Raw genomic sequence first — 26,515 nt, 5'->3', positions numbered from 1 at the left:
CAATTTACTAGGGATTTTATGGGTTTTGGGGCGAGGGGGCGTCCAGAAAAAATACCCCCAAGGAACATATGATGGGGGAGGTCCATTCAATAACTGACAGGCAGCGAGGAAGAGCCTGAAAGATACTAGGAAGAACACTGAAAGGGAGCACACAATGTCCAACGAGAACCTGAACAACAACGGCAACAACAACGGCATGACCACCAACGACAACGCTGGCGCCCCGGATCACTCTCTGGGCCGCTGGGAGGTACTGGACGCAGACGGCAACATGGTGCAGGGCAACATCGTCGGTGCGCAGGACAGCAACGGTGACGGCAAGGAAGACACCTTCCAGGTGGACATCAACGGTGACGGTCGCCCGGACGGCACGGTCTACGACAAGGACGGCGACAAGGTGACCGACCGCGCGGAGATGGACTACGACCAGGACGGCATCGTCGATACGGTCTACGAGGACAGCGACCGGGACGGCACGATCGACCACGTTGAGGCAGACACCAACAACGACGGCAAGCTGGACACCAAGGCCACCGACTACGACGGCGACGGTGTGACCGACAACATGAAGTTCGACTCCGACGGTGACGGCACCTACGACGTGACCGCTTACGACTTCGACGGTGACGGCAAGGCAGACAGCGTTAGCTACGACACTGACGGTGATGGCATCGGCGACTACTCCGAGTTCGACCACGACGGCAACGGTGTTGTGGACGGTACGGTCGGCGAGGTTCCGCCGTCGGCTGCACAGCAGGACCTGGGCCAGGGCATTCGGGAATCTCAGGCTGGTGAGGCACCGCAGGGCGCGGCTCCGCAGAACGCAGCTCCGCAGAACGCAGCTCCGCAGAACGCAGCTCCGCAGAACGAGGCTCCGAAGGAGGATGCGCCTAAGGAAGACGCACCGAAGGAAGACGCACCGAAGGAAGACGTTCGTGCAGGTGCTGACGACAACCTGCAGGCTACCGGCGCAGAAGGCGCTGCGGCCCCGAACGGCGGCGAGTACGTAGACCTGGACGGCGACGGCATGGCAGACGGCGTGGCTTACGACACCAACAGCGACGGTCAGATCGACGCCCTCGAGGTAGACACCACCGGCGACAACCAGGCCGACACCGTCTACGTGGACACCAACAACGACGGTCAGGTGGACGAGGCCCACAGGGATACCGACGCTGACGGCTACACCGACGAGGCCCTGCTGGATACCGACTTTGACGGAATCGGCGACTCCAAGGTCTACGACTACGACAACGACGGCGTATACGAGTCCGGAGAGGACACCTACACCGAGGACGTTGCCCCGACCTTCGACGAGCTGCTGGGCGGCGCAGACGACGCTGCAGCTGGCAACGACGGTACCGACCTGGTCTAGGAACTAACCCGCTAGCTTCGGCCAGCCGGGGCTAGCCCCCCGCCAGGGTTAGGCAGCTACCCCGCAACGTAGCGCCGACTCGGAAACTAGGCGACAACTAGGCGACGCAGTGCACCCCGCACTGTGTCGCCTTTTTCCGTGTACCAGAAGTCCGGCATAGAACGGCGGATGTAGCTGCCGTAGCGCTTCGTGGCCAGCCGCTGATCCAGCACCGCCACCACGCCCCGGTCGTCCACGGAACGCAGCAGCCGTCCCGCACCTTGCGCCATCAGGAGAGCCGCGTGGTTTGCTGCGACCTCCATGAATCCGCTGCCACCACGCTGGTCGGCGGCCTCCTGCCGTGCCTGCTGAAGTGGATCGTCGGGCCGGGGAAAAGGGATGCGGTCGATGATTACCAGCGATAGCGACTTGCCGGGAACGTCCACGCCCTGCCACAGCCCGAGCGTGCCGAAGAGGCAGGCGGACTGGTTCTTGCGGAATTTTTCCACCAGCGTGGACATGGAATCTTCGCCCTGCAACAGAATGTCGTAGGGCACCACGGTGCGCAGCTTCTCGGCCATATCCTCGGCCGCGCGCCGGGAACTAAACAACCCTAGGGTGCGTCCGCCGGCCGCGTTGATCAGCCGGGCAGCTTCGTCCACGGAGGCATCGCTGGCGCCGTCGCGCCCGGGAGGGGGCAAGTGCCGAGCCACGTAGAGAATGCCGTGGGTACGAGCATCGAAGGGGGTGCCCGCATCCAGCGTGGCGGTGTTCTTCGGCAGCCCCCAGCGGCTGAGCATGGCGGTGAACTTGCCACCCAGCGCCAGGGTCGCCGAGGTCAGGATGACCGTGTTGCGGCCGAAGAGGCGCTGGCGCAGCAGGTCGGCCACACTCAAGGGCGCCACGCGCACCACGTGCTTCGGTGCGCGCGGACCGGAGTCTGCGGTGTACCAGACGACGTCCTCGCCGAGCAGATCCTCGGCATCCGCGCTGTTGCCTTCACCCACGCGCGAGGCATTGAGGATGCGCACGCACGTATCGTTGAGCTCCTCAGTGGCCACGATCACCGCCAACCGTTCGGCGGCTTTTTGCGAATCATTCGCGAACTCGGATGCGGGGATGCCGCTGACCTGTCGGTTCGTTTTCCATGCCGCATCTCGCAGGGCTGCGAGCGGCACTTGTAGGTTCTCCGGTACACCGGTCCAGCGTCCCTCGATGCCGGTGCCGAAACGGTCGTTGCTTTTGGACGCCGCCGTCTCCGCCTTCAGCGCCTCCGTCCACCTGTCACCTGCTTCGGCCAGGGCATCCCCTGCGGCATCGGCACCGGAGACGCTCAGCTTCGCAGCGCGCTTGGCCAGCACGGCGATGGCGGTGGGGGAGAGCTCCGCTGTGGCGACGGAGGTAATGCGGTCTTCCAATTCGTGGGCCTCGTCCACGATCACTGTGTCGTGCTCCGGCAGAACTGGGGCGTCCACAAGAGCATCGATGGCAAGCAGGGCGTGGTTGGTGACGACAACGTCGGCGTCTGCGGCACGGGCGCGGGCGCGTTCGGCAAAGCACTGCTCGCCGAACGGGCAGCGGGTAGCACCGAGGCACTCGCGGGAGGACACGCTAACCTGGCGCCACGCACGATCGCTGACCCCCTGGGGGAGGTTATCGCGGTCGCCATCCTCGGTCTCACCTGCCCATTCGTGCAGTCGGGCGACTTGGGCCCCAGTGGCGGAGAGCTGGGCGGGGTCTAGCAGGGTCTCCTCGGCCTCGTCTACACCGCTGTCGGTCTGTGCATTGTTCACCTTATTCAGGCATACGTAGTTGCCGCGGCCCTTCTGGATGGCGAACTCGAGGGGGCGGGGTAGCTCTGGTTCGAGGGCTTTGGCCAGGCGGGGCAGGTCGCGCTCCACCAGCTGGCGCTGCAGAGCGATCGTGGCGGTGGAGACCACGACGGGGTAGTCGGAATCCATGGCCGCTGTGATGCTGGGGATTAGGTAGGCCAGGGACTTACCCGTACCGGTGCCGGCCTGCACGGCCAGGTGGTGTTCCTTATCTATAGCTTCGGCCACGGCCTTCGCCATTTTCTGCTGGCCGGGGCGTGGGGCGCCGCCAAGGTCGGTGACGGCGAGGCTGAGGAGGTCGAGGACGTTGGAACTCATGTGCAGGCGGGGCTAAGCCGTGGTGTTGCGGACGATGTTGCGGACTTGCAGGGCGGGTTCGTCGCGGGTGAGTGCCAGGCCTTCCCATGGCAGGGAGACAAGTTGCTTTGCGCAGTGTTCACGGGACTCTTCCAGGGTGGGCAGGCCGTCGACGAGCTCGCCGTCGCGAACCATGGGGATGGTTAGCTTAGTGACGTTTAGACCCTCTGCCTGGGGGATATCGGTGCCCATGGGGTAGGTGACTTCCTCTACGGCGGTTCCGGAGGGGCGGCTAAACCGAGCAGCGTCCTTCGCCCCGCCCAGGCTGGCCTTGCCGCGGGAACGCTTGGCGACGGGCACTCCATCGACCTCCACGAGCTTGTAGACCAGCCCGGCGGTCGGCGCCCCGGAGCCCGTGACCACAGAGGTACCCACGCCGAAGGAATCCACCGGTTCGCTGCGCAGGGCGGCGATGGAGAACTCGTCCATGTCGGAAGAGACCACGATCTTGGTGTTCTGTGCGCCCAGTGAATCCAGCTGGCGGCGCACGCGGCGGGTCAGCACGCCCAGGTCGCCGGAGTCGATGCGCACGGCGCCCAGTTCGGTGCCGGCGGCCGCCACTGCGTTCTCTACGCCCTGGGTGATGTCGTAGGTATCCACCAGCAGAGTGGTACCGGTGCCGAGGGCGGCGACCTGTGCTTTGAATGCGGCCAGCTCGTCGGGTGTGCCGTCAGGGCGGGTGTGCAGGAGGGTCCAGGCGTGTGCTGCGGTGCCGGAAGCTGGGATGCCATAGCGCTGCGCGGCTTCCATGTTGGAAGTGGCGACGAACCCGGCAAGGTAGGCGGCGCGGGCGGCTGTGACAGCGGCGTATTCGTGGGTGCGGCGGGCACCCATGTCGATGATTGGACGATCCCCCGCGGCGGTGACCATGCGGGCGGCGGCGCTGGCTACGGCCGAGTCCATGTTCAGGACGGAGAGGATCACCGTCTCCAGAATCACGCATTCACCGAAGGTGCCGCGGACCGTCAGCACGGGGGAGTGTGGGAAGTACAGTTCGCCCTCGCGGTAACCGTCGATCTGCCCGGAGAAACGGAAGTTGCGCAGGTACTCCAGCGTTTCGTCGCGCAGGAAGTCGATCTGATCTAGCTGCTGGTCGGTAAATACGAAGTCGTGGACAGCGCGCAGTACGCGGGCGGTGCCGGCGATCACGCCGTAGCGACGCTCGTTGGGTAGACGTCGGGTGAATACCTCGAAGGTGCATTCGCGGTTTACGGTGCCGTCCAGAATGGCGGCTTCGAGCATGGTGAGCTCGTACTTATCCGTCAGTAGCGCGGACGACCGGGTGCGGTGGGTTGAGGAGTTAGCAGGAGTGTTGTTTTCGTTCACCCGTTCCATGCTAGTGCACGCTTCGCGGTGCACCCGACAGCGAAGACGGCCAATGTGGGTACTCTGGAGACCATGACTTCCCCAGCCGCTCCCGCCGCCACCCCCGTGGCGGACAAACTGCCCGAAACACTGACGGAGCCCAACCTGCCGTGGATGTGCATTTGTTGGGACGATCCGGTGAACCTGATGAGTTATGTCACCTACGTCTTCCAGACCGTCCTGGGCTATTCGCGCAAGCGTGCCACGGAGTTGATGATGCAGGTGCACACCGAGGGGAAAGCCGTGGTGAGCTCTGGGGAGCGCGACAAAGTTGAAGGGGATGTGAAGAAGCTGCAGACCGCCGGGCTATGGGCGACGATGCAGCGGGCGGACGGGTAGGCGTCTATAAGAGAAAGAAGGAACGAACATGCAGCCGTGGACGAAAAAGAACAGCCTGCTGCGCGGCACACGCTTTAATACGCAGCTGGAGCCGCTGGAGCGCGAGATGTTGGGTGATTCGGCGGTGGCGGTTTCCGACAAACTGATGGAGCGCGCGCGGACGGCGCCGAAGGACGAGCTGGCGGAGATGACGGGCATGGCCAGCGGGCATGCCGATGCGCCGAAGGATCCGGGGCTGGCACGGCTGCTGCCGAGTTTCTTCCGCGAGGGCGACGAAGAAGTTGATGGCGATGCGGCCCTGACCCGGCAGCTGAACGAGACGGACATCATCAAGACGAAACTCATGAACCTGCGCTTTGTGGTGGATTACCTGGGGCCCAACGGTTCGGTGAATGTCTCGCTGACACAGGACGAGGTGCACCCATGGCTGAGCGCGATTAACGACATCCGCATCTATCACTCGGCGCAGTTCGATGAGTTTAAGAAGGATTTGGATGTAGAAGGGGCCTCTGACCAGGCGATGGCTGCGCAGAACTATTTGGATTGGCTGGGCTACCACCAGGACAGCCTGCTGACGGCCATGATGGGCGAGCAATGAGCGTAGAGTTGTTCGGCTGTCGCCCCGGCCCGACAAATTCTTTGGCCGACGTGACGGGCATTGGGGTGGGGCATGCGGTGTGCGAGGACGGTGCGGGCGATTCGGGTGTGACCATGATTGTCGCCCCGAAATCCGCCACTGCCAGCGTGGATGTGCGAGGCGGTGGCCCGGGCACGCGCGAGACGGATCTTCTGGCGCCGCACAACACAGTGCAGGCCGTGCACGCTATAGGTTTGTGCGGTGGTTCTGCCTTTGGTCTGGACGCCCTCACGGGGGCAATGGCCGAGCTGGAGAGTAGGGGGATCGGCTTTCCCGTGTTGGGGGCTGAACACCCGGATAAGTTGGTGCCAATTGTGCCGGGGGCTGTGATTTTTGATCTGCTGTTGGGGCGCTGGGATTCTCGGCCAAATGCGGCCACTGGGGCGATGGCGACGGCGGCGGCGCTGGACGATGCGGTGGCTGGAGGCGAAGCGCGGCGCAGGGCTAGACAGACAGTGCAGGAAATGCAGGACGCACAGGATGCAAAGTACGCACAGTACGCACAGAGTGCACAAAACGGCAACGTTGGTGCGGGGCTGGGTGCCTCCGCGGGAGCGTTGAAGGGAGGCTTCGGGCAGGCCAGCGCAGTGTTGCCTGAGGGCGCGGTGCTGGCGGGCACGATCGTGGCCGCGGGGGTTGTGGTGAACCCGCAGGGAGCTATCTTCGACCCCGCAACCGGCCTGCCGTGGGGCGGCGCCGCGGAACTGGATGGGGAGTTCGCCCGGTACGGGTTCGTCGATGGCCTGGTGGATGGTGAGCCGGTGGGGGCTGAGGGCGTCAAAAGATTAAAGAGCAATAACCTGCTTGGCACGAAGATAACGGCAGATATGCTGGCGCCGAAGCTCAATACGACGATTGGTGTGGTGGCGACCGATGCGCCGCTGACGAAGGCGCAGGCGAAGCGGCTAGCGCTGGCGGGGCACGACGGCATCGCGCGGGCGATCCGTCCGGCGCACATGCCCATGGATGGCGACACGCTGTTTGCCTTGGCGACAGGGGAGCACACAACCGGCGCAGGAGTGGACGACGTGGGGATGAGTGTGCTCTCAGCGACGGTGGCGAACGTGGTGGAAAGGGCGATTGTGCACGCTGTGCTGGCGGCGGAGACGGCCTTCGGGGTGCACAGCTGGCGCGATGTGGTGAAGGGTGAGGAACGTGACTGATGTGAAGAGGCAGTCGGAGCGGGAAGTGCCGCTAGGGCAGGCGAATAACGCGCCGATTGGGGTTTTCGATTCCGGCGTGGGCGGGCTGACGGTGGCGCGGGCAATCGTGGATCAGTTGCCACATGAGAATCTGGTGTACATCGGCGATACGGCGAACTCGCCGTACGGGGATAAGCCACTGGCGCGGGTGCGTGAACTTTCCATCGGGATAGCCGATACCCTGGCGGAGCGTGGCTGCAAGATGATTGTGGTGGCGTGCAATTCGGCATCGTCGGCGTTTATCCGCGATGCACGAGAGAGGTATTCCGTGCCGGTGATTGAGGTGATTCTGCCTGCCGTGCGGCGCGCGGCGGCGGCGACCCGCAACGGTAAGATCGGCGTGATTGGTACGCAGGCGACGGTGAACAGTATGTCCTACCAGGATCTTTTCATGGCGATCCCGGGGGTGGAGGCGTACGCACAGGCCTGCCCGCAGTTCGTGCCCTTTGTGGAGCGTGGCATAACGAGTGGGCGGCAACTGATGGGGTTGGCGGAAGACTACCTGGCGCCACTGAAGGCCAAGGAAGTGGATACGTTGGTGCTGGGATGCACGCACTATCCGCTGCTGACGGGGGTGGTGCAGTTGGTGATGGGGGATGAAGTGACGTTGATTAACAGTGCTGAAGAGACCGCTAAGACGGTGTATAGGGCACTGGCGGAGCGGAATCTGCTGGCGGACGAGGATCCTGAAAGGAAGGTTGAACTTTCCTTTGAATCGACGGGGGATCCGCAGAGGTTCGCGAAGTTAGCGGGGCGGTTCCTGGGCCCGGCTATCACTTCGGTATCGCAGATTCCAGAGATGGTGCGTTAGCTAGAGTGCTGGTGGGTGTTTTGGCAGCTTAGAGCACTTAGAGTGGGATCTGTGTTTTGGTTCACTTTTCATAGATGTGCTGTTGACTGAAAGTTGGGGAGGGGTAAAGTCAGAGGCGTGTGAGCGTTTTTGCGGGTGAAGTGTATTTTCATTGAGCCCACGCTCTAATGGAACGATAGCTGAGTAAATGTTAAGATTCGCTAGGTTCCTTTCGTCTAGTCCTGAGGTAAGTAAGGAATAGGTATGTTTTCTTCGAAACATAAGTCCGGGTTGAAAAAGCAGTCCGTCAAGAGCGGTGCAGCGGTATCCGTCATCGCTTTGGCGTTGGGAGGCTTCGCGATCATGCCGGGGGACATGCGCGCGAGCAACAGTGCGATCCAGCCGGAGCTGATGGCTGAAGACGTTCCCTACGCTGGCGGAATTCGTGGCGCTGATGGCACGGCGGCCATGGAACCGTCTCAGCAGCTGGACTCGGATATTGGCGCCGGCAGCTGTACCGTTTCCTGGACTGGACAGCAGGGAAGCAAGGGCGGCTTTAGTTTCACTATTTCTGAACCGGGTAAGAGATCCCCTGACAAGCGAGAATTCGGCGTAAACGTCAAAATGGACGGGTCCCAACAGCGCACGATCAGGGATTTCTTGGTGCAAGGGTCAAACAATAGGGCGCCGCTTACTGTGCACGATGTCGACGCGCTGGCTCCAGGAGAAAAGGCAGCGGGGGAGAACGTCACTGATTCGACAAATTCGGTGATGTCAATTTCCAAGTCGGGCCGAAGTCCGCTGACCGCCCTTATCGCGCCCGATCTCAAGGCAGAAGACGTGGCAGCAGCGGCGGCCAAGGGAGTGTCCTACGGCTGGAGGGACTCTTATCCCCAGGACAACACGGACCAGGCTACCCAGATTTTCGCCAGTCCGTACGTAACGGCATCCGTCAACCCCTGGCCGAGTGAGAACGATAATTGTTCAGCAATTACTGTGGATTGGGTTCCGAAGGAAAAGCTCGTTATCCGCCCCGGCGAAGAGATAAAGGTTGGTCACATTAACGCCGATGCCAACTCGATGCCGCGCATGGTAGCTGAGGCTTATGACGCCCAGGGCAAATTCCTCGGCACCAGTAACACTGGAGCATCCGGTGGCGAAGCCAGCCTTCGAGTGGATGATAATGGTGACATTTTCTACACCGTGCCGAAGTACAAGGGAACGAAACTAGCGGCGCAGCAGGGCGCCCGCTTTACTGTATTCGCTCAACCGCGCACGGTAGAGCAGTTACAGAATGCTATCCCAAGCGAAAGTTTCGGTTCCGTTTACGAGGAATCGAATGGCCTTCCGCGCTACAATAAGCCGAACGTCATCAGCAACTACCAATGGAGCTTGGACGATACGCAGTTCCATGATCCGGTGTACAACCCTGCGCAGCAGGCCATAATTTCGGGTGTTGATAGCGAAAATGGTCCCCTTGCAACGGGACCGCAGACGGTGACTTTCCAGCAGACTGGTGACAAGATTGCAGATCTGATGAAGTCCCGCGATGAGGGCGGCGTTGAAGCCGAGGTCAAGCTGGATACTCGCTACGTCTACACCGGGTGGAAGGCCACCTTGGACCCGAACACTCACGAGGTCACGGTCACTGCCCCGCCGAACCCCGCCCCGGGTACTTTCGCGCAGCCGCGCGTCGTCGTGACGTATACGAACGGCTCCCAGGATATTATTCCGCTGCTGGTTGTCATTGACCCGAACAATACCCAAGTGACCGACCTGGTGCGCCCGGGTCTAACCAAGGGCAAAATCGGTGACGACCTCACCGCCCAGGTGGGCACCAAATCCATCATGAAGGACTACTCGCCAGTCCACCCGGCTAAGTTTGAGATCGATCCGTCCACGGTGCCTGAAGGCTGGACCGTCACCGTCGATGAGACCGGCAAGGTCACAGCGAAGGCGGACGACACCGTTGCACCGGGCACCATCATCACCCCGAAGGTGAAGGCGACCTACCCGGATCAGACCACGGACGAGATCGAGACCCAGTTCCAGGCGACCGTCGATATTAAGCTCCCTGACTACGGCACGGTCACCAATAAGCCGACCGCCAAGGTCTCCCTCAAGCCTGAGATTCCGGAGCGCGGCCTGAGCGGCAATACGACCGACGAGGCACCGAAGCGCTACACCTTCAAGGACGGCTCGACCGAGATGACCGTCACGGATGACAGCGGCACGTGGACCGTCAAGATTGACGAGAACACTGGTGAAATCACCACGACAATTCCGCGGACCGCGCCCGAGGGCTACATCCTGGACGTCCCAGTCCTCGCGTACTACGACAACGTTGACAAGCCGCAGCAGGTGAAGGGCACTGTCGTCGTACTCAAGAGCGATCAAGCCCCTACCTACTCCGTGGAGTCGACTGGCCCGAACCGGGCTGTGAACCACCAGGTACAGGATGCCCCTAAGGGTTCGAAGTTCTCCTTCGGCAACGATGAGAACGGCGCACCGATCACTGAGCAGGAAGTTGACGGCTGGAAGTACACGATCGACCCGGACACGGGTGTTGTTTCTTCCACCCCGCCAGCAGACTCCAAGCCGGGTGACAAGAAAACCATCAACGTCACTGTGACGACCCCGGACGGCTCCACCCCGCTGGTGCCTGTCACCACCGTGGTGAATCTGGCCAACAATTGGGAAGCCGATCCGACCTATCCTGAGGAAACGGTTTACCCGGGTGGAACCGCGAAGTTGCCGGTGACTCTCGAAAAGCCAGACAACATCAATGTCGCGAAGGAAAACCCCTACAAGTTGGGCACCATTCCCGATGGCTGGAACGCGACCATCGACGACAATGGCCAGATCACCGCAACCGCACCAGCGGACGCGGAACCGGGCTCCCAGGTTGAAATTCCTGTCACCGTCACCTACGAGGACGGTTCCACGGACACCGCCAAGGCGGTAGTGAACGTTGTCGACGTCCCGACGCGCGAGGTGCCGTTCAAGGTCGAGTACAAGTACGATGACACCATCCCTGCCGGCGAGTACAAGGTTGAAACCAAGGGTGAGCTGGGCTCGGAGAAGATGAACGAGGATGGCACTTGGAAACAGACCAAGGCGCCAGTTAATGAGGTCGTCGTCATCGGCACGAAGCCGGCTGAGGCAGCTAAGGACGTGACCTGGACGGTTCCGATCCCGTACCCGACCGAAGTTCGCGAGAACCCGGACCTGAAGCCTGGTGAAACCCGGGTTGTTCAGGAAGGTGAGAACGGCGAGAAGACCTACACCGCCAAGTTCACCGCCACGGGCACCGAGGCACAGGTCGCTGAGGAAGAGACCACCAAGGAGCCTGTCAAGCGGATCGTCGAGTATGGCCCTGGCGTTGCTCCAAGCGAGTTGGTGACCAAGACTGAGAAGCCGGTTCCGTTCGAGACTGAGGTCGTCTTCGACAACACCCTCAAGGAGGGTGAGCAGAAGGTTGATCAGCAGGGTGAGACTGGTACCGAGGTTGTCACTTCGACTCAGAAGATTGTCGACGGCAAGCCTTCCGGCGCGCCGACCGTGACCACTGAGCGCACCAAGGAGCCGGTCAAGCAGATCATCCGCGTTGGTACCAAGACCACCGGTGAGAACACGGAGACTTACAAGGCCGAGGCTCCGTACAAGGTCGTTGTTAAGTACGACCCGAACATGCCTGCTGGCAAGTCGAAGGTGACCACGCCGGGTGTTCCGGGTGAGAAGACGGTGACGATCAAGCGCGACATTGTTAACTCCAAGCCGGGCGATCCGCAGATCACTGAGGAGATCACCAAGCAACCGGTCGACGAGGTCATCACCGTCGGCACCAAGCCGTCAGAGACGTCCGAGAAGGTCACCTGGACTGCTCAGGTTCCGTTCGACGTTGAGACCCGCCCGAACCCGGAGTTGAAGCCGGGTGAGATCAAGGTCGTTCAGAAGGGTGTTCCGGGCGAGAAGACCTACACCGCTGACTTCACCGCGAAGGGCGACCAGGCTTCGGTGACTCCGGAGGAGAAGCAGACTAAGGATCCCGTCAACGAGATCATCGAATACGGTCCTGCCGCTGAGGACACCTCTGTGGTCACCAAGACTGAGAAGCCGGTGCCGTTTGAGACCGAGATCGTCTTCGATGATTCGTTGAAGGCGGGCGAGCAGGTCGTCGATAAGCAGGGCGAGCTGGGTACCGAGGTTGTTACCTCCACTCAGAAGATTGTCGACGGCAAGCCTTCTGGTGAGCCGACCGTGACCACCGAGCGCACCAAGGAGCCGACCAACGCGGTCATCCGCGTGGGAACCAAGACCACTGGTGAGAATGTGACCGAGTCTGAGGTTGCAGTTCCGTTCGAGACTGAGATTCAGTTCGATGATTCCCTGCCTGCTGGCACCCAGAAGACTGTCCAGGAGGGCAAGCCTGGCAAGGATAAGGTCACCACCACCCAGACCATCGAGAACTCGAAGGTCACGGGAACGGAGACCACGACGGAACGCGTCGAAGAGCCGGTCAAGAAGATCATCAAGGTCGGCACCAAGGGTGACACCACCTCTAAGACCGTGGAGTGGACCGAAAGCACCCCGTTCGAGGTTGAGGTTCGAGAGAACCCTGAGCTCAAGGCTGGCGAGACCAAGGTTGTCCAGGAGGGCAAGCCGGGCGAGGTCAAGCACACCGTCACGGTGACTTCCGACAATGGTGAGATCACCACGGACGACTCGACCGAGACCATCAGCGAGCCGACGAAGCAGATCATCGAGGTCGGCACTGCGCCGTCCCAGACCGAGCTGACCGATAAGCACACTGAGCAGCTGCCGTTCGAGACCATCATCGAGTCCGATCCGAACCTCGAGGCCGGCAAGGTCATTGAAGACCAGGCAGGTTCCTTCGGTGAGAAGGAAGTAACCAAGGTTTGGAAGCTGAAGGATGGTGTAGCCGTAGGCGACCCGGAGACGACTGAGAACGTCACCAAGGAGCCGACGCCGCGTAAGCTGCGTATTGGTAGCAAGGTTGTAACCGAGACCGTCACCGAGACTCAAGAAGTTCCAGTCGAAATCGACCGCGGCTTCTATGGCGTAGAGCTAACCAAGCCGGGCGAGCCTGCTTCCCAGAACATCAAGGACGGCTCCGAGGGCAACACCTACAAGATCGGCGAACTCCCGGCTGGCTGGACTGCCACCGTGGACGAGAATGGCACGGTAACTGCCACGCCGCCTGCCGACGCTAAGTCCGGCGACTACGCAGAGATTCCTGTGACCGTAACGCCGAAGGACGGCAAGCCGTACACCGCAAACGCAGTCTTCATTGTCAAGGACGACCAGCCGGTTGATCCGAGCGAGCCGGCCGATCCGGAGGTCATCACGGCTCCGACGTACAACCCAGCGGTTATTGAGGCGGGCGATACCCAGACCGTCGAGATCAACTATGGCCACACCGATGGCAACACCTACGAGTTGGGTGAAGTTCCGGCGGGCTGGACTGTGACTATTGATGAGGCCACCGGTGAGCTGACGGTAACCCCGCCGGCTGGCACCCCGAGCGGTACCATCCAGGAGATTCCGGTGACGGTGACCACCGAGGACGGCAAGACCTTCAACGTCAAGACCGTCATTGGTGTAACCAGCGATAACTGCGGTTGCGAGCCGGTTGAGCCTGATGAGCCGACGGACCCGACGAACCCGACGGATCCGACTGACAAGCCGAATGAGCCGACGGATCCGACTGACAAGCCGACCGAGCCGACGGACCCGACGGACCCGACGAACCCGACGGATCCGACTGACAAGCCGACCGAGCCGACTGACCCGACGGACAAGCCGACCGAGCCGACGGATCCGACTGACAAGCCGACCGAGCCGACGGATCCGACTGACAAGCCGACCGAGCCGACGGATCCGACTGACAAGCCGACGGACAAGCCGGACGAGCCGACGGACAAGCCGGACGAGCCGACGGATAAGCCGGACGAGCCGACGGATCCGAACAGTCCGTCCGGTTCGGATAAGTTCTGGCCGTACCTGCCGGGCATCGTAGGCTCCTTGGGCCTCGGCGGCCTGGTCGGTAGCCACGGTTCCAACGGTGGTGCCCCGAGCGGCTCTACCTCGGGTGATCGCACTCCGGGCGTCCTGGGCAACACCCCGGGCGAGCAGAAGCCGAACAAGCCGGAGCAGCCGAACAAGCCGGGCACCAGCACGCCGAAGTCCAAGGACGGCAAGACCACCGTGACTACGGACAAGGCTGGTTCCGGCAAGTCCAGCGACAACGGAAACGCCGGCACCAGCTCCATGGATCGCGGCCAGATCGAGGCTCAGAAGCAGGCCAACCGCCCGCAGATGAGCACCCTCGCATCCACCGGCGCGAACGTGATCGGCGTGTTCGCAGTCGGCCTGGCACTGATTCTCGGCGCCATCCCGCTGCTGCGTCACCGCCGCGAAGAAGGCGAGGCCTAACCGCCACTAGCGTTCAGCGCTAGCGCCTAGCGGAACAGCCAACCTGGCAAGTCCCGCGAAAGAAAGGGCGACCACCAACACAACGGTGGTCGCCCTTTCACACATTTGCCACCGCTTCGTGGCAGAATGACAACCTATGGAACTGGTAGTGCTGGGATGCTCCGGAAGCGTCGAAGGACCCGATAGCGCAGCATCGGGATACATCGTCCGCGACACAACCACGGCCACCACCGACCACCTCCTCCTCGACTGCGGACCCGGCGTACTCAGCGCCATGCAACGCATCGAAGACATCGACCCCTCCGCTTGCCACGTCGCCTTCAGCCACATGCACGCCGACCACTGCCTGGACTTCCCCTCGTTGCTGGTCTGGCGCCGATTCCACCCCACCGCGCCCGCCCCACACCGCCACCAGCTATTCGGCCCCACCATCGCCCACCGCCACCTCTCCGCCGCCGGTGCCGACGCACCCGAGCGCCCGGACGACTTCACCGATACCTTCGACATCGCCACCTATCAGGTTGGCGAGGGGCTTTTTGACGCCACCACGTACCCAGCCCACCCCATCGGCCCCTTCACTTTGTACGCCGCCACCGCCGTACACCCCACAGAGGCCTACCTACTGCGCGTGGAGGACAACGCAGGTAACTCCCTGGTGTACTCGGGGGACACTGCCTGGACCGACAACCTGGCCCACATCGCAGCGGGAGCGGATGTATTTCTGTGCGAAGCCACCTGGGGAGAAAACTCCGAAGGGCAGCCCACCGGCATGCATATCTCCGGCGAAGACGCAGGCCGTGCCGCCCAGACCGCTGGTGCGGGCAAACTGGTGCTCACCCACATCCCGCCGTGGGGAGACGCAGACGCAGCCGTACGTGGCGCGGCCCGCCACTACGACGGCGAGATCCTGGTCGCTCGCCCAGGCATGCGCATAACTGTCAGCTAGGCACCAGAGCGCCAGCAAAGCGGGGTATAACCGTCGGCGGGTAGCCCGTCCGGGACGGCTAGTAAACTTGAGCTCCATGACGGAAACCAACGTAGAAAACAACACCGATGCAAGCAGTAACTTCACCCGCGCTGACGGCCGCGCCACCAACGAGATGCGTCCGGTGCGTATCACTCGCGGATTCACCAGCAACCCCGCAGGCAGCGTGCTGGTGGAATTCGGCAATACCCGCGTCATGTGTACCGCCAGCGTGCAGGAAGGCGTGCCACGCTTCAAGAAGGATTCCGGCGAGGGCTGGCTGACCGCCGAGTACGCCATGCTGCCGGCCTCCACCCACGAGCGCATGCCGCGCGAATCCATGAAGGGCAAGGTTAAGGGACGTACCCAGGAAATCTCTCGCCTCGTTGGCCGCGCGCTGCGCGCTGCCGTGGACCTGAAGGAACTGGGGGAGAACACCGTCAACATCGACTGCGACGTTCTGCAGGCCGACGGCGGCACCCGTACCGCAGCCATCACCGGCGCCTACGTGGCTCTGGCTGACGCGTTGGCCGTGCTGCAAGCTAGGGGCGTCGTACCAGGGCAACCGCTACGCGCACCCGTCGCCGCAGTATCCGTGGGCATCATCGACGGGGTGCCGTGCCTCGATCTGCCGTACGAGGAAGACTCGCGGGCGGACGTGGACATGAACGTGGCCATGACGGCCGAGGGGCGCTTCGTGGAAATCCAGGGCACCGGCGAGAACGCGGAGTTTACTCGCGAGGAGCTAAACACCCTGCTGGACCTGGCCGAGGGCGGCCTGCGTGAACTGATCGAGGCGCAGCGGACGGCGCTGGCGCAGGAACTCTAGAGCCCGACAGCGGACGTAGCAGAAGCGACCGTGGCAAAACAAGCGCAAGAAACAAACGCGAGCCGAGAAGGAGAGTGGCACCGTGCGGGTACTGGTGGCCTCAAGGAATAAGAAGAAACTGGCGGAGCTGAACCGCATGCTGGAAGCGGCGAACGTGACCGGCATCGAACTCGTTGGACTGGGGGACGTGCCGGAATACCCGGAAACCCCGGAAACCGGCGCGACGTTCGTGGATAATGCGCGGATCAAGACCAACGATGGCGTGCGCCACACCGGCCTGCCGACGATCGCCGATGATTCCGGGCTTGCCGTCGATGCACTGAACGGTATGCCGGGCGTGCTGAGCGCCCGGTGGTCCGGCGGCCACGGCGACGACAAGGCCAACAACGACCTGCTGCTGGCGCAGATGGGGGACGTGCCGGACGAGCGGCGCGGGGCGCATTTCGTATCCGCCTGCGTGCTGCAGCTGCCCGCTCAAGTGGCGGCCGAGCGTGGCATGGAGACCGAGTACGCCGTGGAAGGGCGTTGGTACGGCCGGGTGCTGCGCGCCGAGCAGGGCGAGGGCGGCTTCGGCTATGACCCGCTGTTTGCCCCCGACGAGCTGCCGGAAGGCCAGGAAGAACAACTGGCCGGTAAGTCCGCGGGCGAGCTGACGGCGGAGCAAAAGGATGCCGTCTCCCACCGCGGCAAGGCCCTGCGGCAGTTGGTGGAGATTCTGGCGCAGCTGGCGGATTAAAGCGCCAAGGCTGGTGCCCTGCACGCCACAGAGTTAGGCACCCAGCGCGCCGCAGGGCTAGGCGCCAGGCGTGTGCGACCCACGTATGATGGGGCAAGGTACAAGCTCCACAAGGTTCAAGAGACCGCAACAACCAAAGAAAGGACTCCTCGCGTGACCGCCCCCGGCACAAACAGCGACCAGGCCACCTATAGCCCCACCAGCCCCAGCGGCATCGTGGCCGGATCGCAGGCCGACCTTAGCTGGATGGAGGACGTGTACAAATTCTTTCACCAGCACCCCGAGTTGTCCGGCGCGGAGGAAGTTACCGCACAAACTATTGCCAAGGAGCTAGAGAACTACCCGAACTGGAAGATCACCACGGACATTGGCGGCTACGGCATCACCGCCGTGCTGGAAAACGGCGACGGGCCGACAGTGCTGATGCGCGCTGACTTCGATGGCCTGCCCGTCGCGGAGAAAACCGGCGTGGACTACGCTTCCACGTACTCACAGCTCAACGCGTCCGGCGAGCGCGTGGCGACCATGCACGCCTGTGGCCACGACCAGCACACCACCAGCCTGCTGGGAGCCATGCGCATCCTCGACGAAGAGCGTGCCCGCTGGTCCGGCACGGTGGTGGCACTATTCCAGCCGGCGGAAGAGGCGTCAATCGGTGCGCACAAGATGGTCTCCGACGGCCTGGGGCGCATCATTCCACGGCCCGACGTCTGCCTGGCTCAGCACATCGTCGCCGGGCCGGCAGGCCAGGTGTACACCGCCCCGGGGCCGGTGATGACTTCCTCCACCACCATCGAGATCACCCTCTATGGCCGTGGCGCACACGCCTCTATGCCGCACCGCTCCGTGGACCCAGTGGTGCTGGCGGCCTCTACGGTGATGAAGCTGCAGACGATCGTTTCCCGCGAGGTTCCGCCAAACAAGTTCGCCGTGATTACCGTCGCCTCCGTGGAGGCAGGAAAGGCGAATAACGTGATCCCCGACTCTGCGAAGATCTCTCTATCCTGCCGTTTCTACGATGAGGAACTGCGCCAGAAGTGCGTGGATTCTATTAAGCGTGTGGTGCGTGCCGAGGCCATGGCCGCCGGTGCGGACCGCGAGCCGGACTTCAAGTTCGTGGGCCTGCTGGGTGCCACCGACAACGCCCCGGAAGTCTACGACGTAGTCCGCCCCCACTTCGACAACTCCTTCGGCGAGGATTCCCTAGAGATGGAACCCTGGACTGCCTCCGAGGACTTCTCTGTGATCCCGAAGTCCTTCGGCTGCCCCTACATGCTCTGGACCATCGGCATTACCCCGCGCCGCCAGTGGCAACGCGCCGAGGCCGCCGGGAGGTTGGATATCGACATCCCCACCAACCATAACCCGGGCTTCCTGCCGGACATCTCCACTCTGCAGGTATCCACCCGTGCGGCGGCCGTGGCGATTCTGGCCTGCCTGCAGTCCGAATGGGAAAAACCAGAGGCCGAACCGCACGCCATGGGCGCCCCCGTGCCCACCGACGAGGAAATCGACGCGGTCGCCGTGGAGACCTCCCTGGTCGAGTAGCCGCTAGTCCAGCTGGAACGCGGCCTTCACCTCGTCGCGGCGCTTCTTCTCCACGACGAAGCTTAAGAAAGGCACCACACCCGCCAGCATTGTGGTGACCCACTTCGCCGGCTCCCAGCGCGCCTTCGTACCCAGATCCAGGCAACTAATCACGTAGACCATGAACACCAAGCCGTGCGCTGGGCCGATGTAGCTGAACCACTCCGGAGTATTGTCGGCGCCCAGCACCAAGAACTTTAGGATCATCTCGGCCACCAGAATCAGCAGCCAGATACCGGTCACCACTGCCGCCACGGAATAAAACCTCAGCGACGACTGCACGCGCGCCCGCCGTTCCGGGTGGATTGTGGGCTGCTCGTTGGTCATTGTTTAGTAGCCTTTCTCGTCGTTGTTCTCGCGCTCTTTATTTCTAGACGCCCTCATTCGCGCCCGCTCGCGCCTATCATCTACCCAAATATCCTCAGTCTCTTCAGCCTGCTCTTCGGCCTCGCCAGCCTGCAGGAAGTCTTCCGGAACCTCGGTGATTTCATCGGTCGGCAGGGTAGGGGCTGCTGGGGCTTCGTCTCCGAGTAGGCGTTCCTTTTCGTACTGGATGTACTTGCGGTACGCCACGACGAAAAAGATGCCAAAGATCGGCCACTGGATGGCGTAGCCCAGGTTCTGGAAGCTACCGCCGTTGGACTGCCAGCGATCCCACTGCCACCACGCCAGCAGGAGGGTGGCGATCACCGCTAACACCAGGAAGATGATCTGGACTATGCGAACGCGCAGCGGAAACGGGTGGGCGGGAGTTTTGCCGTCAACCTCGGAGTGTTCGTTCACAGTGCAATATTCTACCCGCCAGGCCTGTTCCACCTAATTTCTTTTCGCGCTGGTTCGCTTGATAGCATGAAGGGGGAAGCGCGGTAATCCGCGTTCTTTTTGCGCCTGTGGCGGAATTGGCAGACGCGCTGGATTTAGGTTCCAGTGTCTTATGACGTGGGAGTTCAAGTCTCCCCAGGCGCACAAACTCTTACAGCACCGCCTGTGTTGCGGGGCTGTGTGCTGCGCAGCGCATGTATGCGCAGGCACGGGCGCTAGAGCTCCTTGGCGATGCGCGCGACGTGGCCGGTGGCCTTCACGTTGTACTTCGCCACGGCGATCTTGCCTTCCTCGTCGATGACGAACGTGGAGCGGATCACTCCCTGAACAACCTTCCCGTAGTTCTTCTTCTCTCCAAATGCTCCATAGCTTTCCATGACGGACTTGTCGGCGTCCGAAAGAAGGGGGAACGTCAGCTCGTACTTATCGCGGAACTTTTCCAGGGCTTCTACCTTGTCGGGAGAAATGCCGACCACGTCTACGCCCTGGCCGTTGAGCTCGGTGAGGGAATCGCGGAAATCACAGGCCTCGGTGGTGCAGCCGGGCGTATCGGCCTTGGGGTAGAAGTACACGATGACCTTGCGGCCTGCGTAGTCGGCCAAGCTGACGTTCTTGCCGGAATCGCTGGGCAGAGAAAACTCCGGAGCCTTGTCGCCGACCTGCAGGCGGATGGGCTGGTTTGCGGTGGAATTGCTGTTCTCAGTCATGCACCCCACCCTAGCGAACGCACTGGCGGGCTAGTGTGTGCGTATCAACTGACCCTAGCGAAAGCGCCAGCGGGCAGGATCATTTACAATGTTCAGGTAGCACGTAACCGTTCGAATAAGGGAGAAACTTCCGTGGCCCGTAGCATCGATGCCATCCAGCGCGATATTGAACGCACCCGCAGCCAGCTGGGACGTACGTTGGAGGAGCTGTCCGTCCGTGCGGATCCGAAGAACCTGGCAGACGACGCTCGCGGCCAGGCCGTGAACACCCTCAAGGAGCCGAAGGTGCAGATGGTCATCGGTGGCGTTGTCGCCGGTGTTGTACTGCTGACCGCCCTGGCTGTCGGTTCCAAGCGCAAGGAAAAGAAGCAGATCAAGGAAATCCAGCGCCTGCTGGCAGCTACCCGCTAAGCGGGCACTGTTGCCTGACTCAGAATCGCTGTCTGGCGCCACCGTGCGCCAAAGCAAGTCGCGGGGGGTCACGCTGCCCAGCGCCGCGAAACTGGCCACGCTGGCTTTGTTGACCGTCCTGTCGATCGCCGCAGGTTTCGCCTGCGAAGCGGCGGGTGTACCTGCCGCCTGGATTTTTTCTTTCCTGATCGTATTTGGCCTTTACGCCATCTTCAGCGACCGTCAGGTCAGCCCGCCCAAAAAGGCGATGATCCCCTCCCAGGTGATCATCGCCCTTTTGTGTTCCTCGCCTCTGACGACCATCAACGTCGGCACCATCGCCTCCTATGCCGGACCCACCGCCATGTCGTTGGTGGTTACGCTGGCGGTGTGCCTGTTGGCCTCCTGGCTGTTGGTGCGCATTCACCGGGTCGGCCCGGCCACCTCCGTCCTGGCCACGCTCGCAGGCGGCGCCAGCGCAATGGTGATGCTCTCCCGCGAGCTGAATGCGGACACGCGCTTTGTCACCCTGACCCAATACCTCCGCGTATCCATTATCGTCTTGACCCTGCCTGGGCTAGTCACGCTTCTTGCCCAAGTCGGGGGAGACGAGGCGGATGCGGCCGAGGGGGCGTCAACAGGAAAAGAAAGCCTCCTCGACGGCCTACAGACGAACTGGCAGGGCGTGGTAGGCGCGGTGGTCGTGGGGCTGGCCGTGTGGGCGTTTACACGGCTGACGGCGCGGTGGTTCAGTATCAGCTCGCCGTACCTGCTGCTGAGTATCGCATTCGCCATGATCGGCGTGATGGTGTTCGGCGTGCCGCACGAGTTCATTGCGCCGAACGGGCTGCTAGAGAAACTGGCTTACGCACTGGTCGGCGTGCAGGCCGGCGGCACTCTGACCAAGGGCGCGCTACGGCAGTTCGTGAAGGCGCTGCCCGTGATCCTGGGGGTGATCGCCCTGATGATCGCCAGCTCTATCGGCACGGCCTTCGCCATCGCTGGCCTGTGGGACTTTAAGGTTCTGGACGCCTACCTGGCCACTGTGCCGGGCGGCATCTACGCAGTTCTCGCATTTGCGCACGACGCTGGCAGCCAGCCGATCGTCACGGTCATTCAAGTGATGCGCATGATCGCCATGCTGGTGGTGGGCGCTTACGCGCCGCAGATCATCCGGTGGGTGTTCGGCGCGGACGCGGCCGACGGGCGGCCGGAGCCGCGCGAAACGCAGCGCTAGCGGGCTGTGTTAGGGGGAGCTGGCGCTGTGGCCCGCGCACACCGGGAGCGCTAGGGGAGCGAGCCTGATGGCCTAGTGGTTAGCGCTGGGCGGGGGAGAGTGAGGCGGCGTCCGCAAGAATCTCCATCGACCGCAGCGATTCCGCAGTCGACGGCGACTGCAGCGAGACCATGAGCTCGTCGGCTTGGGCGTGAGTGCGGAACTCCTCGAGGTAACGGCGGACGACGTCGCGCGTGCCGACGGCGGAGTAGCGCAACATATCCAGGATCTGCTGGCCGGCGGGGGAATCGATAAGCATGTCCAGCTCCTCCTCCGTAAGGCTGCGGCCACGGCCCGCCATAACGCGCACGCGGTTGCGGCAGACTTGGCGCCACTGCTCATCAGCCTCTTCTTGGGAATCAGCGGCGGTGACGTTCACGGCAGCGATGACGTAGGGCTCTGGGTGGCGTTCCGAGGGTCGGTAGTTGTCCCGGTAAACCTGCACCGCCTGCGTGAGGGCAGCGGGCGCGAAGTGGCTGGCGAAGCTGTAAGGCAGGCCCAGGTGTGCGGCCAGCTGTGCGCCGAACAGAGAGGAGCCCAGGATGTACAGAGGCACCTTGGTGCCCATGCCCGGTACGGCCTCCACACCGGGGATCTTGGACGGGCCGTTGAGGTAGCCGTAAAGCTCGGCAACATCCTGCGGGAAGGTTTCCGCGGCGGACGGCTCGCGGCGCAGGGCGCGCAAGGTCATCTGGTCGGTGCCGGGTGCGCGGCCGAGGCCAAGGTCGATGCGGCCGGGGTGCAGCTCCGCGAGGGTGCCGAACTGCTCGGCGATAACCAGCGGGGCGTGGTTCGGGAGCATGACGCCACCGGCGCCCAAGTTAATCGTGGAAGTTTTAGCCGCGATGTGCGCAATGAGGACGGCGGGGGAAGAGCTGGCGATGGACTTCATGTTGTGGTGCTCTGAGTACCAGATGCGCTTGAAACCGAGCTTCTCGGCCTGCTGGGCCCACTGGACGGAGCGGTTGAATGCGTCGGCGGGGCGCTCGCCCTTGTAGACGGTGGCGAAGTCCAGCAGGCTCAGTGGGGCAAGGGAGCCTCCGGTGGTTTGAGGGTGCCCGGGGGCTGGGGAGTAATCCGTGGTTGCCAGATTTTCGTGAGCGGGGGAGCCGTCGTGGGCCGTCGTGTCCGTCATAGTGGTTTGGATGCCTCCTTGGTGTGGGCCTGCTTACGGTTTTGGGATCCTTTACACACGATAACCGCCGTGGTGGGGCGGTTATTCCGCTGGCGTTGGCCGGGGGCAACCGCCCAAGCTCCACCGCATCAACCCACCAGGTTATTCCGTTGGCGTTGGCTGGGGGATGTCCAAAATTTTCTACTCTACTTTTATAGCTAAAGCATTTGTGCTGGTCAGGAGCTTTTGATGAAACTGTCAATTCGTCGAAAAACCAAAGACTCGTAGATTTTGGACATTTAGCCCTTTTTGCGATTCTCCGAGCCGGCAGAGGAGTGCAAGTGTCCACTGTGCGGGCGGGGCTGAGGAGGAGACGTGACGTTTTACGCCACAGGTCGTTCTACATAGTCAGGTCGGCATTCCTGCTTGCTAAGTAAACCGGCATCTCTCGACGGGCGATTGTGAATGCTGAAACGGGCGCTTCAATCCCGTGCTTCAATCCCGTGCTTCAATCCCGCGTCGACCTACGCTTGCTGCATGGTCGCTGGCTACGGGTGTGGGTTAATGGACAAAAGGGGATGCGGACGTTTTTTTGGACAGTTTCAATCTCACGCTACATTGACTTTTCGGTATTCGGCAATGCTCAAACCATCGAGGCTGATCTTGATTCGGTAATCGTTGTAGAACTCAATGTATGTCGCGATTGCTTCTTTGAGCTCTTGGGGGTTCTGCCAGGTTCTGCCGTAGTACATTTCGTTTTTCATTCGGCCGAAGAACCCCTCGCATGCTGCATTGTCGGGGCTACAACCTTTCTTCGACATCGAGCGAAGTATTCCGAACTTCTCGGTCATACTTCGCCAGCTGCTGCCTCGATAGTGTGCTCCGCGGTCTGAGTGAATCACCAAGGAGCCATCCATTGCCGGCTTTTCGGTTGCGATTGCTGCGCACAAAGTTTCTTCTGCTAACTCCATGGTGGGATGAACACTTGTTTTTGCTGCCACGACCTTCCCGTCAAAACAGTCGATGATGGCAGACAGGTACACGCGACCTTGGTTAGTAGCGAAAACACTGATGTCAGTCAGCCACAACCGATTTGGATGCTCAGCATGAAAATTGCGGTTCACCAGGTTAGGTGGTGCGGGAGAAATTTCCCCTTGATAGCTGGAGTAACGCCACTTTCGTTTCGGGAACCAGGGACGAATTCCCTCTTCGTGCATGAGACGGCGGACGACCTTCTCACTGATAACGATCCCGCGATGGCGCAGTTCCCACCAAAGTCGGCGATAGCCGTAGGTGTTATTCGACTCAGAACTAATCTCATGAAGCAATTCGCGGATATGCGCGTGCTTATCCGGAGCAAATCGCTGTTGGAGTTGGTAGTAGAAGCTTGATACCGCAAGATCAATAGCAGCAAGCAGCATAGATAACGGAAACTCGCCGCGTAACGCGTCAACCACTTCAGCCTTGTGCTTATTGCTGAGCTGACCCGGGATGACGCTGACGTCTTTTTTTACAAGTTCCAGCTCCTTTTCCAAAACAGCCTTGTCAACGAGCAGTTGAGCCATTTGCTTTTTCAGTTCTGCAGGATCATCGGCTAATGATTTCTCGAATGCTGCTCGGGTGGGCATGCGAGTGTGCTCTTTGCGTTCTCTTTTCGACATCAAACCCCATTTTCCCTCTTCACGGTGGCGTTGTGCCCAAGAATAGACACTCATCTTTGAGCGCAGCTCGCATTCCACAGCGATGTCAGCTGGCCTCCAACCAGCGTTGAAGAGCTCAACAGCACGAAGCTTGACCTCAAACGGGTAGCGGGTCAATGTTTTTGACTGTTTGCGGGGTCGACCAGGTTTGGCGGGTTCACGCAACCATTTGTACAGCGTCCATCGCCCTGGATAACCAAGTTCACGGACGGTCTTGGTCACCGATTGAGTGCGCTTGTAAACCTGCAGAGCTCTGCGTCGCTGCTCCTTGGTGTATGAGCGGTTCATGATGGAATCCTCCAAGATTCCGTCCGCATCCCCTTTTGTCCTTTTACCCACGGGTGTGCCTATCGAGTGGCTGGAAACAGGAAAACCCCCACCGGGACGGATCCCGATGGGGGTGAGAGTGTGGGCTATCAGGGACTCGAACCCCGAACCCGCTGATTAAGAGTCAGCTGCTCTGCCAATTGAGCTAATAGCCCGCGTTATTCGAAGCGCTGTGCGCCTCGGCAACGTGGAAAACTTTATACCTCGGTAGCCTCACAACACAAATCGCCTGGTCGGAGTGGGTAAATGGATACGTGCATGGTTGTGTTCTCAACGACAGTTCTGCATGTCATTCCATGGGGCGGCAACGAGCTACTGCGAAGTTCACTGGTGACGTTGCCTTCATTTATAACGTTTGCGCTACGAACGTGCAGATCTCGGCTCAATGACTAACGCTCCTTTGCAGCCAAGCGATATGGTTTAGGACAGTCACTTTTTACACACTCTTTTCCTCTTGGAGTTAGTCTTGCGCAACACCAAGGTTTTTGGTCAAACCTTTTCACGGATCACTGCGGCGTCCCTAAGCATCGCCCTACTTGCATTCACCGCATCGTGCACGATCGACCGCGACAACAACGATCCAGAAATCAGCTCGAATGCCTCTTCCAGCGACGACAAGGGCGCAGAAGAGAAGAAGGAAGAGAGCAAGCTCACTTCCAATGTGAAGGACGGCGGCACCGAGGTTGACGTCACCGAGCATGTGCAGGTGAAGAGCAACAAGAAGATCGAGAAGGTCTCGCTGACCAACGACGCGGGAGAAGAGGTCCAAGGCAAGTTCAACGAGGACAAGACCGAGTGGACCGTCCCCACCAAACTGGGCTATGCGCGCACCTACACGCTCACGGCAAAGTCTGGGGGCAAGAAGCTCGAGCAGACCTTCACCACGATCGCCCCGGGTATGACGCTCAACGGCGCCCTGTCTCCGCTTGACGGCTCGACCGTGGGAATTGGCCAAACGATCGCCCTGCATTTCGACGCCCCCGTGGAAGACCGCAAGGCCGTCGAAGACGCAATTACCGTGGAGACCACGCCGAAGGTGGAGGGGGCTTTCTACTGGATCACGGCCCAGGACGTGCGCTGGCGCCCTGCGGAGTACTGGAAGCCCGGCACCAAAGTGAAGGTGAAGGCTGACCTGTACGGCACCAAGCTCGGCGAGGGTGTATACGGTGGCGAAGACCGGACCGCGAAGTTCACCATCGGAGACGACGTGCGTGCCATCGTGGACGACAAAACCAAGATGATGACCATCAAGAAGAACGGCAAGACTCAGCAGACCATGCCAGTCTCCCTGGGGCAGGACTACCAGTACCCCACGCCGAATGGCACGTACATCATCGGCGACCAGTTCGAGACGCTGACGATGGACTCCTCGACGTTCGGCCTGACCGGCGCGGGTTCTTACGTGACGGACGTGCAGTACGCGACGCAGATGAGCTACTCCGGCATTTACATCCACGCTGCGCCGTGGAGCGTGTATGCACAGGGCAACACCAACACTTCGCACGGTTGCATCAATGTGACTGTCGAGAACGCAGCCTGGGTGTTTAACAACATGAAGCGCGGTGACATCGTCGAGGTGAAGAACACACAGGGTGAGACTCTGAACGGTTCCGACGGCCTGGGCGACTGGAACATCCCGTGGAAGACCTGGAAGGCTGGCAACACGGAGGGATAGCTAGCTTCGGCTAGCGCAGGCTAGCGTTAGCGCAGCCGGCGCGGGAACCTAAGGTG

At 61.5% G+C, this 26,515-nt stretch carries 20 protein-coding genes and 2 tRNA genes; 14 read left to right on the top strand and 8 right to left on the bottom strand.

The features are described from left to right. The first annotated feature begins 154 nt into the window (after positions 1-154). Positions 155-1,375: a hypothetical protein gene (locus ACKFRT_RS06015; RefSeq protein WP_408924695.1), complete on the top strand. Its 1,221-nt coding sequence runs from the start codon at positions 155-157 to the stop codon at positions 1,373-1,375. An 86-nt stretch (positions 1,376-1,461) separates the two neighbouring features. On the opposite strand, the gene ACKFRT_RS06010 is transcribed toward ACKFRT_RS06015, so the two are convergent. Together ACKFRT_RS06010 and ACKFRT_RS06005 are read right to left on the bottom strand one after the other, a co-directional pair. Then, positions 1,462-3,504: an ATP-dependent DNA helicase gene (locus ACKFRT_RS06010; protein WP_408924694.1), complete on the bottom strand. Its 2,043-nt coding sequence runs from the start codon at positions 3,502-3,504 to the stop codon at positions 1,462-1,464. A gap of 12 nt (positions 3,505-3,516) precedes the next feature. Next, positions 3,517-4,878: a nicotinate phosphoribosyltransferase gene (locus tag ACKFRT_RS06005; protein ID WP_408924693.1), complete on the bottom strand. Its 1,362-nt coding sequence runs from the start codon at positions 4,876-4,878 to the stop codon at positions 3,517-3,519. 63 nt (positions 4,879-4,941) lie between these two features. On the opposite strand from ACKFRT_RS06005, the gene clpS reads away from it, so the two are divergent. The 9 genes from clpS (at position 4,942) to ACKFRT_RS05960 (ending at position 18,409) form a co-directional block, all read left to right on the top strand. After that, a complete protein-coding gene (gene clpS / locus ACKFRT_RS06000) occupies positions 4,942-5,247 on the top strand; it encodes an ATP-dependent Clp protease adapter ClpS (protein WP_011273166.1) in 306 nt (101 codons plus the stop codon). A gap of 28 nt (positions 5,248-5,275) precedes the next feature. After that, positions 5,276-5,845 carry a DUF2017 domain-containing protein gene (locus tag ACKFRT_RS05995; RefSeq protein WP_296214785.1) on the top strand — a complete coding sequence of 190 codons (570 nt, stop codon included), beginning with the start codon at positions 5,276-5,278 and terminating at the stop codon, positions 5,843-5,845. After that, the gene (locus tag ACKFRT_RS05990; protein WP_408924692.1) at positions 5,842-7,047 is read left to right on the top strand and encodes a P1 family peptidase; all 1,206 of its coding nucleotides are present in this window, start codon (positions 5,842-5,844) and stop codon (positions 7,045-7,047) included. Before ACKFRT_RS05995 ends, ACKFRT_RS05990 begins: the two co-directional genes overlap by 4 nt. Next, entirely contained in the window at positions 7,040-7,897 is an 858-nt protein-coding gene (gene murI / locus ACKFRT_RS05985; RefSeq protein ID WP_408924691.1) for a glutamate racemase, read from the top strand. Before ACKFRT_RS05990 ends, murI begins: the two co-directional genes overlap by 8 nt. A 243-nt stretch (positions 7,898-8,140) precedes the next feature. Then, positions 8,141-14,332, top strand: coding sequence for a G5 domain-containing protein (locus ACKFRT_RS05980; protein ID WP_408924690.1), 6,192 nt, complete (start codon positions 8,141-8,143; stop codon positions 14,330-14,332). Positions 14,333-14,468: 136 nt separating this feature from the next. Further along, positions 14,469-15,278 carry an MBL fold metallo-hydrolase gene (locus ACKFRT_RS05975; protein WP_408924689.1) on the top strand — a complete coding sequence of 270 codons (810 nt, stop codon included), beginning with the start codon at positions 14,469-14,471 and terminating at the stop codon, positions 15,276-15,278. 76 nt (positions 15,279-15,354) lie between these two features. After that, positions 15,355-16,125: a ribonuclease PH gene (rph, locus tag ACKFRT_RS05970; RefSeq protein WP_408924688.1), complete on the top strand. Its 771-nt coding sequence runs from the start codon at positions 15,355-15,357 to the stop codon at positions 16,123-16,125. A gap of 82 nt (positions 16,126-16,207) precedes the next feature. Further along, positions 16,208-16,861, top strand: coding sequence for a non-canonical purine NTP pyrophosphatase (locus ACKFRT_RS05965; RefSeq protein WP_296216386.1), 654 nt, complete (start codon positions 16,208-16,210; stop codon positions 16,859-16,861). Positions 16,862-17,014: 153 nt separating this feature from the next. After that, positions 17,015-18,409: an amidohydrolase gene (locus ACKFRT_RS05960; protein WP_408924687.1), complete on the top strand. Its 1,395-nt coding sequence runs from the start codon at positions 17,015-17,017 to the stop codon at positions 18,407-18,409. A gap of 3 nt (positions 18,410-18,412) precedes the next feature. On the opposite strand, the gene ACKFRT_RS05955 is transcribed toward ACKFRT_RS05960, so the two are convergent. Further along, entirely contained in the window at positions 18,413-18,775 is a 363-nt protein-coding gene (locus ACKFRT_RS05955; protein WP_408924686.1) for a DUF3817 domain-containing protein, read from the bottom strand. Between the two features lie 3 nt (positions 18,776-18,778). Further along, a complete protein-coding gene (locus ACKFRT_RS05950; protein ID WP_408924685.1) occupies positions 18,779-19,231 on the bottom strand; it encodes a hypothetical protein in 453 nt (150 codons plus the stop codon). Positions 19,232-19,332: 101 nt separating this feature from the next. Between ACKFRT_RS05950 and ACKFRT_RS05945 the strand changes: the two genes are divergently transcribed. Continuing rightward, positions 19,333-19,414, top strand: a tRNA-Leu gene (locus tag ACKFRT_RS05945). Positions 19,415-19,485: 71 nt separating this feature from the next. Here ACKFRT_RS05945 and bcp read toward each other — a convergent pair. Further along, positions 19,486-19,977, bottom strand: coding sequence for a thioredoxin-dependent thiol peroxidase (gene bcp / locus ACKFRT_RS05940; protein WP_408924684.1), 492 nt, complete (start codon positions 19,975-19,977; stop codon positions 19,486-19,488). Between the two features lie 132 nt (positions 19,978-20,109). On the opposite strand from bcp, the gene ACKFRT_RS05935 reads away from it, so the two are divergent. Both ACKFRT_RS05935 and ACKFRT_RS05930 read left to right on the top strand, forming a co-directional pair. Continuing rightward, entirely contained in the window at positions 20,110-20,388 is a 279-nt protein-coding gene (locus tag ACKFRT_RS05935) for a DUF3618 domain-containing protein (RefSeq protein ID WP_296216286.1), read from the top strand. A gap of 10 nt (positions 20,389-20,398) precedes the next feature. Continuing rightward, the gene (locus ACKFRT_RS05930; RefSeq protein ID WP_408924683.1) at positions 20,399-21,604 is read left to right on the top strand and encodes an AbrB family transcriptional regulator; all 1,206 of its coding nucleotides are present in this window, start codon (positions 20,399-20,401) and stop codon (positions 21,602-21,604) included. Between the two features lie 79 nt (positions 21,605-21,683). On the opposite strand, the gene ACKFRT_RS05925 is transcribed toward ACKFRT_RS05930, so the two are convergent. The 3 genes from ACKFRT_RS05925 to ACKFRT_RS05915 form a co-directional block, all read right to left on the bottom strand. Beyond that, the gene (locus tag ACKFRT_RS05925; RefSeq protein WP_408924682.1) at positions 21,684-22,778 is read right to left on the bottom strand and encodes an LLM class flavin-dependent oxidoreductase; all 1,095 of its coding nucleotides are present in this window, start codon (positions 22,776-22,778) and stop codon (positions 21,684-21,686) included. 587 nt (positions 22,779-23,365) lie between these two features. After that, on the bottom strand, positions 23,366-24,745 hold the full coding sequence (locus ACKFRT_RS05920) for an IS3 family transposase (RefSeq protein ID WP_408924681.1): 1,380 nt from the start codon (positions 24,743-24,745) through the stop codon (positions 23,366-23,368). A gap of 121 nt (positions 24,746-24,866) precedes the next feature. After that, positions 24,867-24,939, bottom strand: a tRNA-Lys gene (locus ACKFRT_RS05915). A gap of 299 nt (positions 24,940-25,238) precedes the next feature. On the opposite strand from ACKFRT_RS05915, the gene ACKFRT_RS05910 reads away from it, so the two are divergent. Then, positions 25,239-26,459 carry an Ig-like domain-containing protein gene (locus ACKFRT_RS05910; protein ID WP_408924680.1) on the top strand — a complete coding sequence of 407 codons (1,221 nt, stop codon included), beginning with the start codon at positions 25,239-25,241 and terminating at the stop codon, positions 26,457-26,459. Positions 26,460-26,515: the final 56 nt, after the last annotated feature.

The organism is Corynebacterium jamesii (assembly GCF_046097395.1).
Lineage (GTDB): Bacteria > Actinomycetota > Actinomycetes > Mycobacteriales > Mycobacteriaceae > Corynebacterium.
The sequence above is the reverse complement of the archived record's forward strand: the minus strand, read 5'-3'. Positions and strand labels throughout refer to the sequence as shown.

Excerpts from the sequence above, each read along its gene's own strand:
- ACKFRT_RS05955 (WP_408924686.1), bottom strand. The coding sequence starts at position 18,775 with ATGACCAACGAGCAGCCCACAATCCACCCGGAACGGCGGGCGCGCGTG.
- bcp (WP_408924684.1), bottom strand. The coding sequence starts at position 19,977 with ATGACTGAGAACAGCAATTCCACCGCAAACCAGCCCATCCGCCTGCAG.
- ACKFRT_RS05980 (WP_408924690.1), top strand. The coding sequence starts at position 8,141 with ATGTTTTCTTCGAAACATAAGTCCGGGTTGAAAAAGCAGTCCGTCAAG.
- ACKFRT_RS05990 (WP_408924692.1), top strand. The coding sequence starts at position 5,842 with ATGAGCGTAGAGTTGTTCGGCTGTCGCCCCGGCCCGACAAATTCTTTG.
- rph (WP_408924688.1), top strand. The coding sequence starts at position 15,355 with ATGACGGAAACCAACGTAGAAAACAACACCGATGCAAGCAGTAACTTC.
- ACKFRT_RS06005 (WP_408924693.1), bottom strand. The coding sequence starts at position 4,878 with ATGGAACGGGTGAACGAAAACAACACTCCTGCTAACTCCTCAACCCAC.
- ACKFRT_RS06015 (WP_408924695.1), top strand. The coding sequence starts at position 155 with ATGTCCAACGAGAACCTGAACAACAACGGCAACAACAACGGCATGACC.
- clpS (WP_011273166.1), top strand. The coding sequence starts at position 4,942 with ATGACTTCCCCAGCCGCTCCCGCCGCCACCCCCGTGGCGGACAAACTG.
- ACKFRT_RS06010 (WP_408924694.1), bottom strand. The coding sequence starts at position 3,504 with ATGAGTTCCAACGTCCTCGACCTCCTCAGCCTCGCCGTCACCGACCTT.
- ACKFRT_RS05975 (WP_408924689.1), top strand. The coding sequence starts at position 14,469 with ATGGAACTGGTAGTGCTGGGATGCTCCGGAAGCGTCGAAGGACCCGAT.
- ACKFRT_RS05920 (WP_408924681.1), bottom strand. The coding sequence starts at position 24,745 with ATGAACCGCTCATACACCAAGGAGCAGCGACGCAGAGCTCTGCAGGTT.
- ACKFRT_RS05925 (WP_408924682.1), bottom strand. The coding sequence starts at position 22,778 with ATGACGGACACGACGGCCCACGACGGCTCCCCCGCTCACGAAAATCTG.
- ACKFRT_RS05995 (WP_296214785.1), top strand. The coding sequence starts at position 5,276 with ATGCAGCCGTGGACGAAAAAGAACAGCCTGCTGCGCGGCACACGCTTT.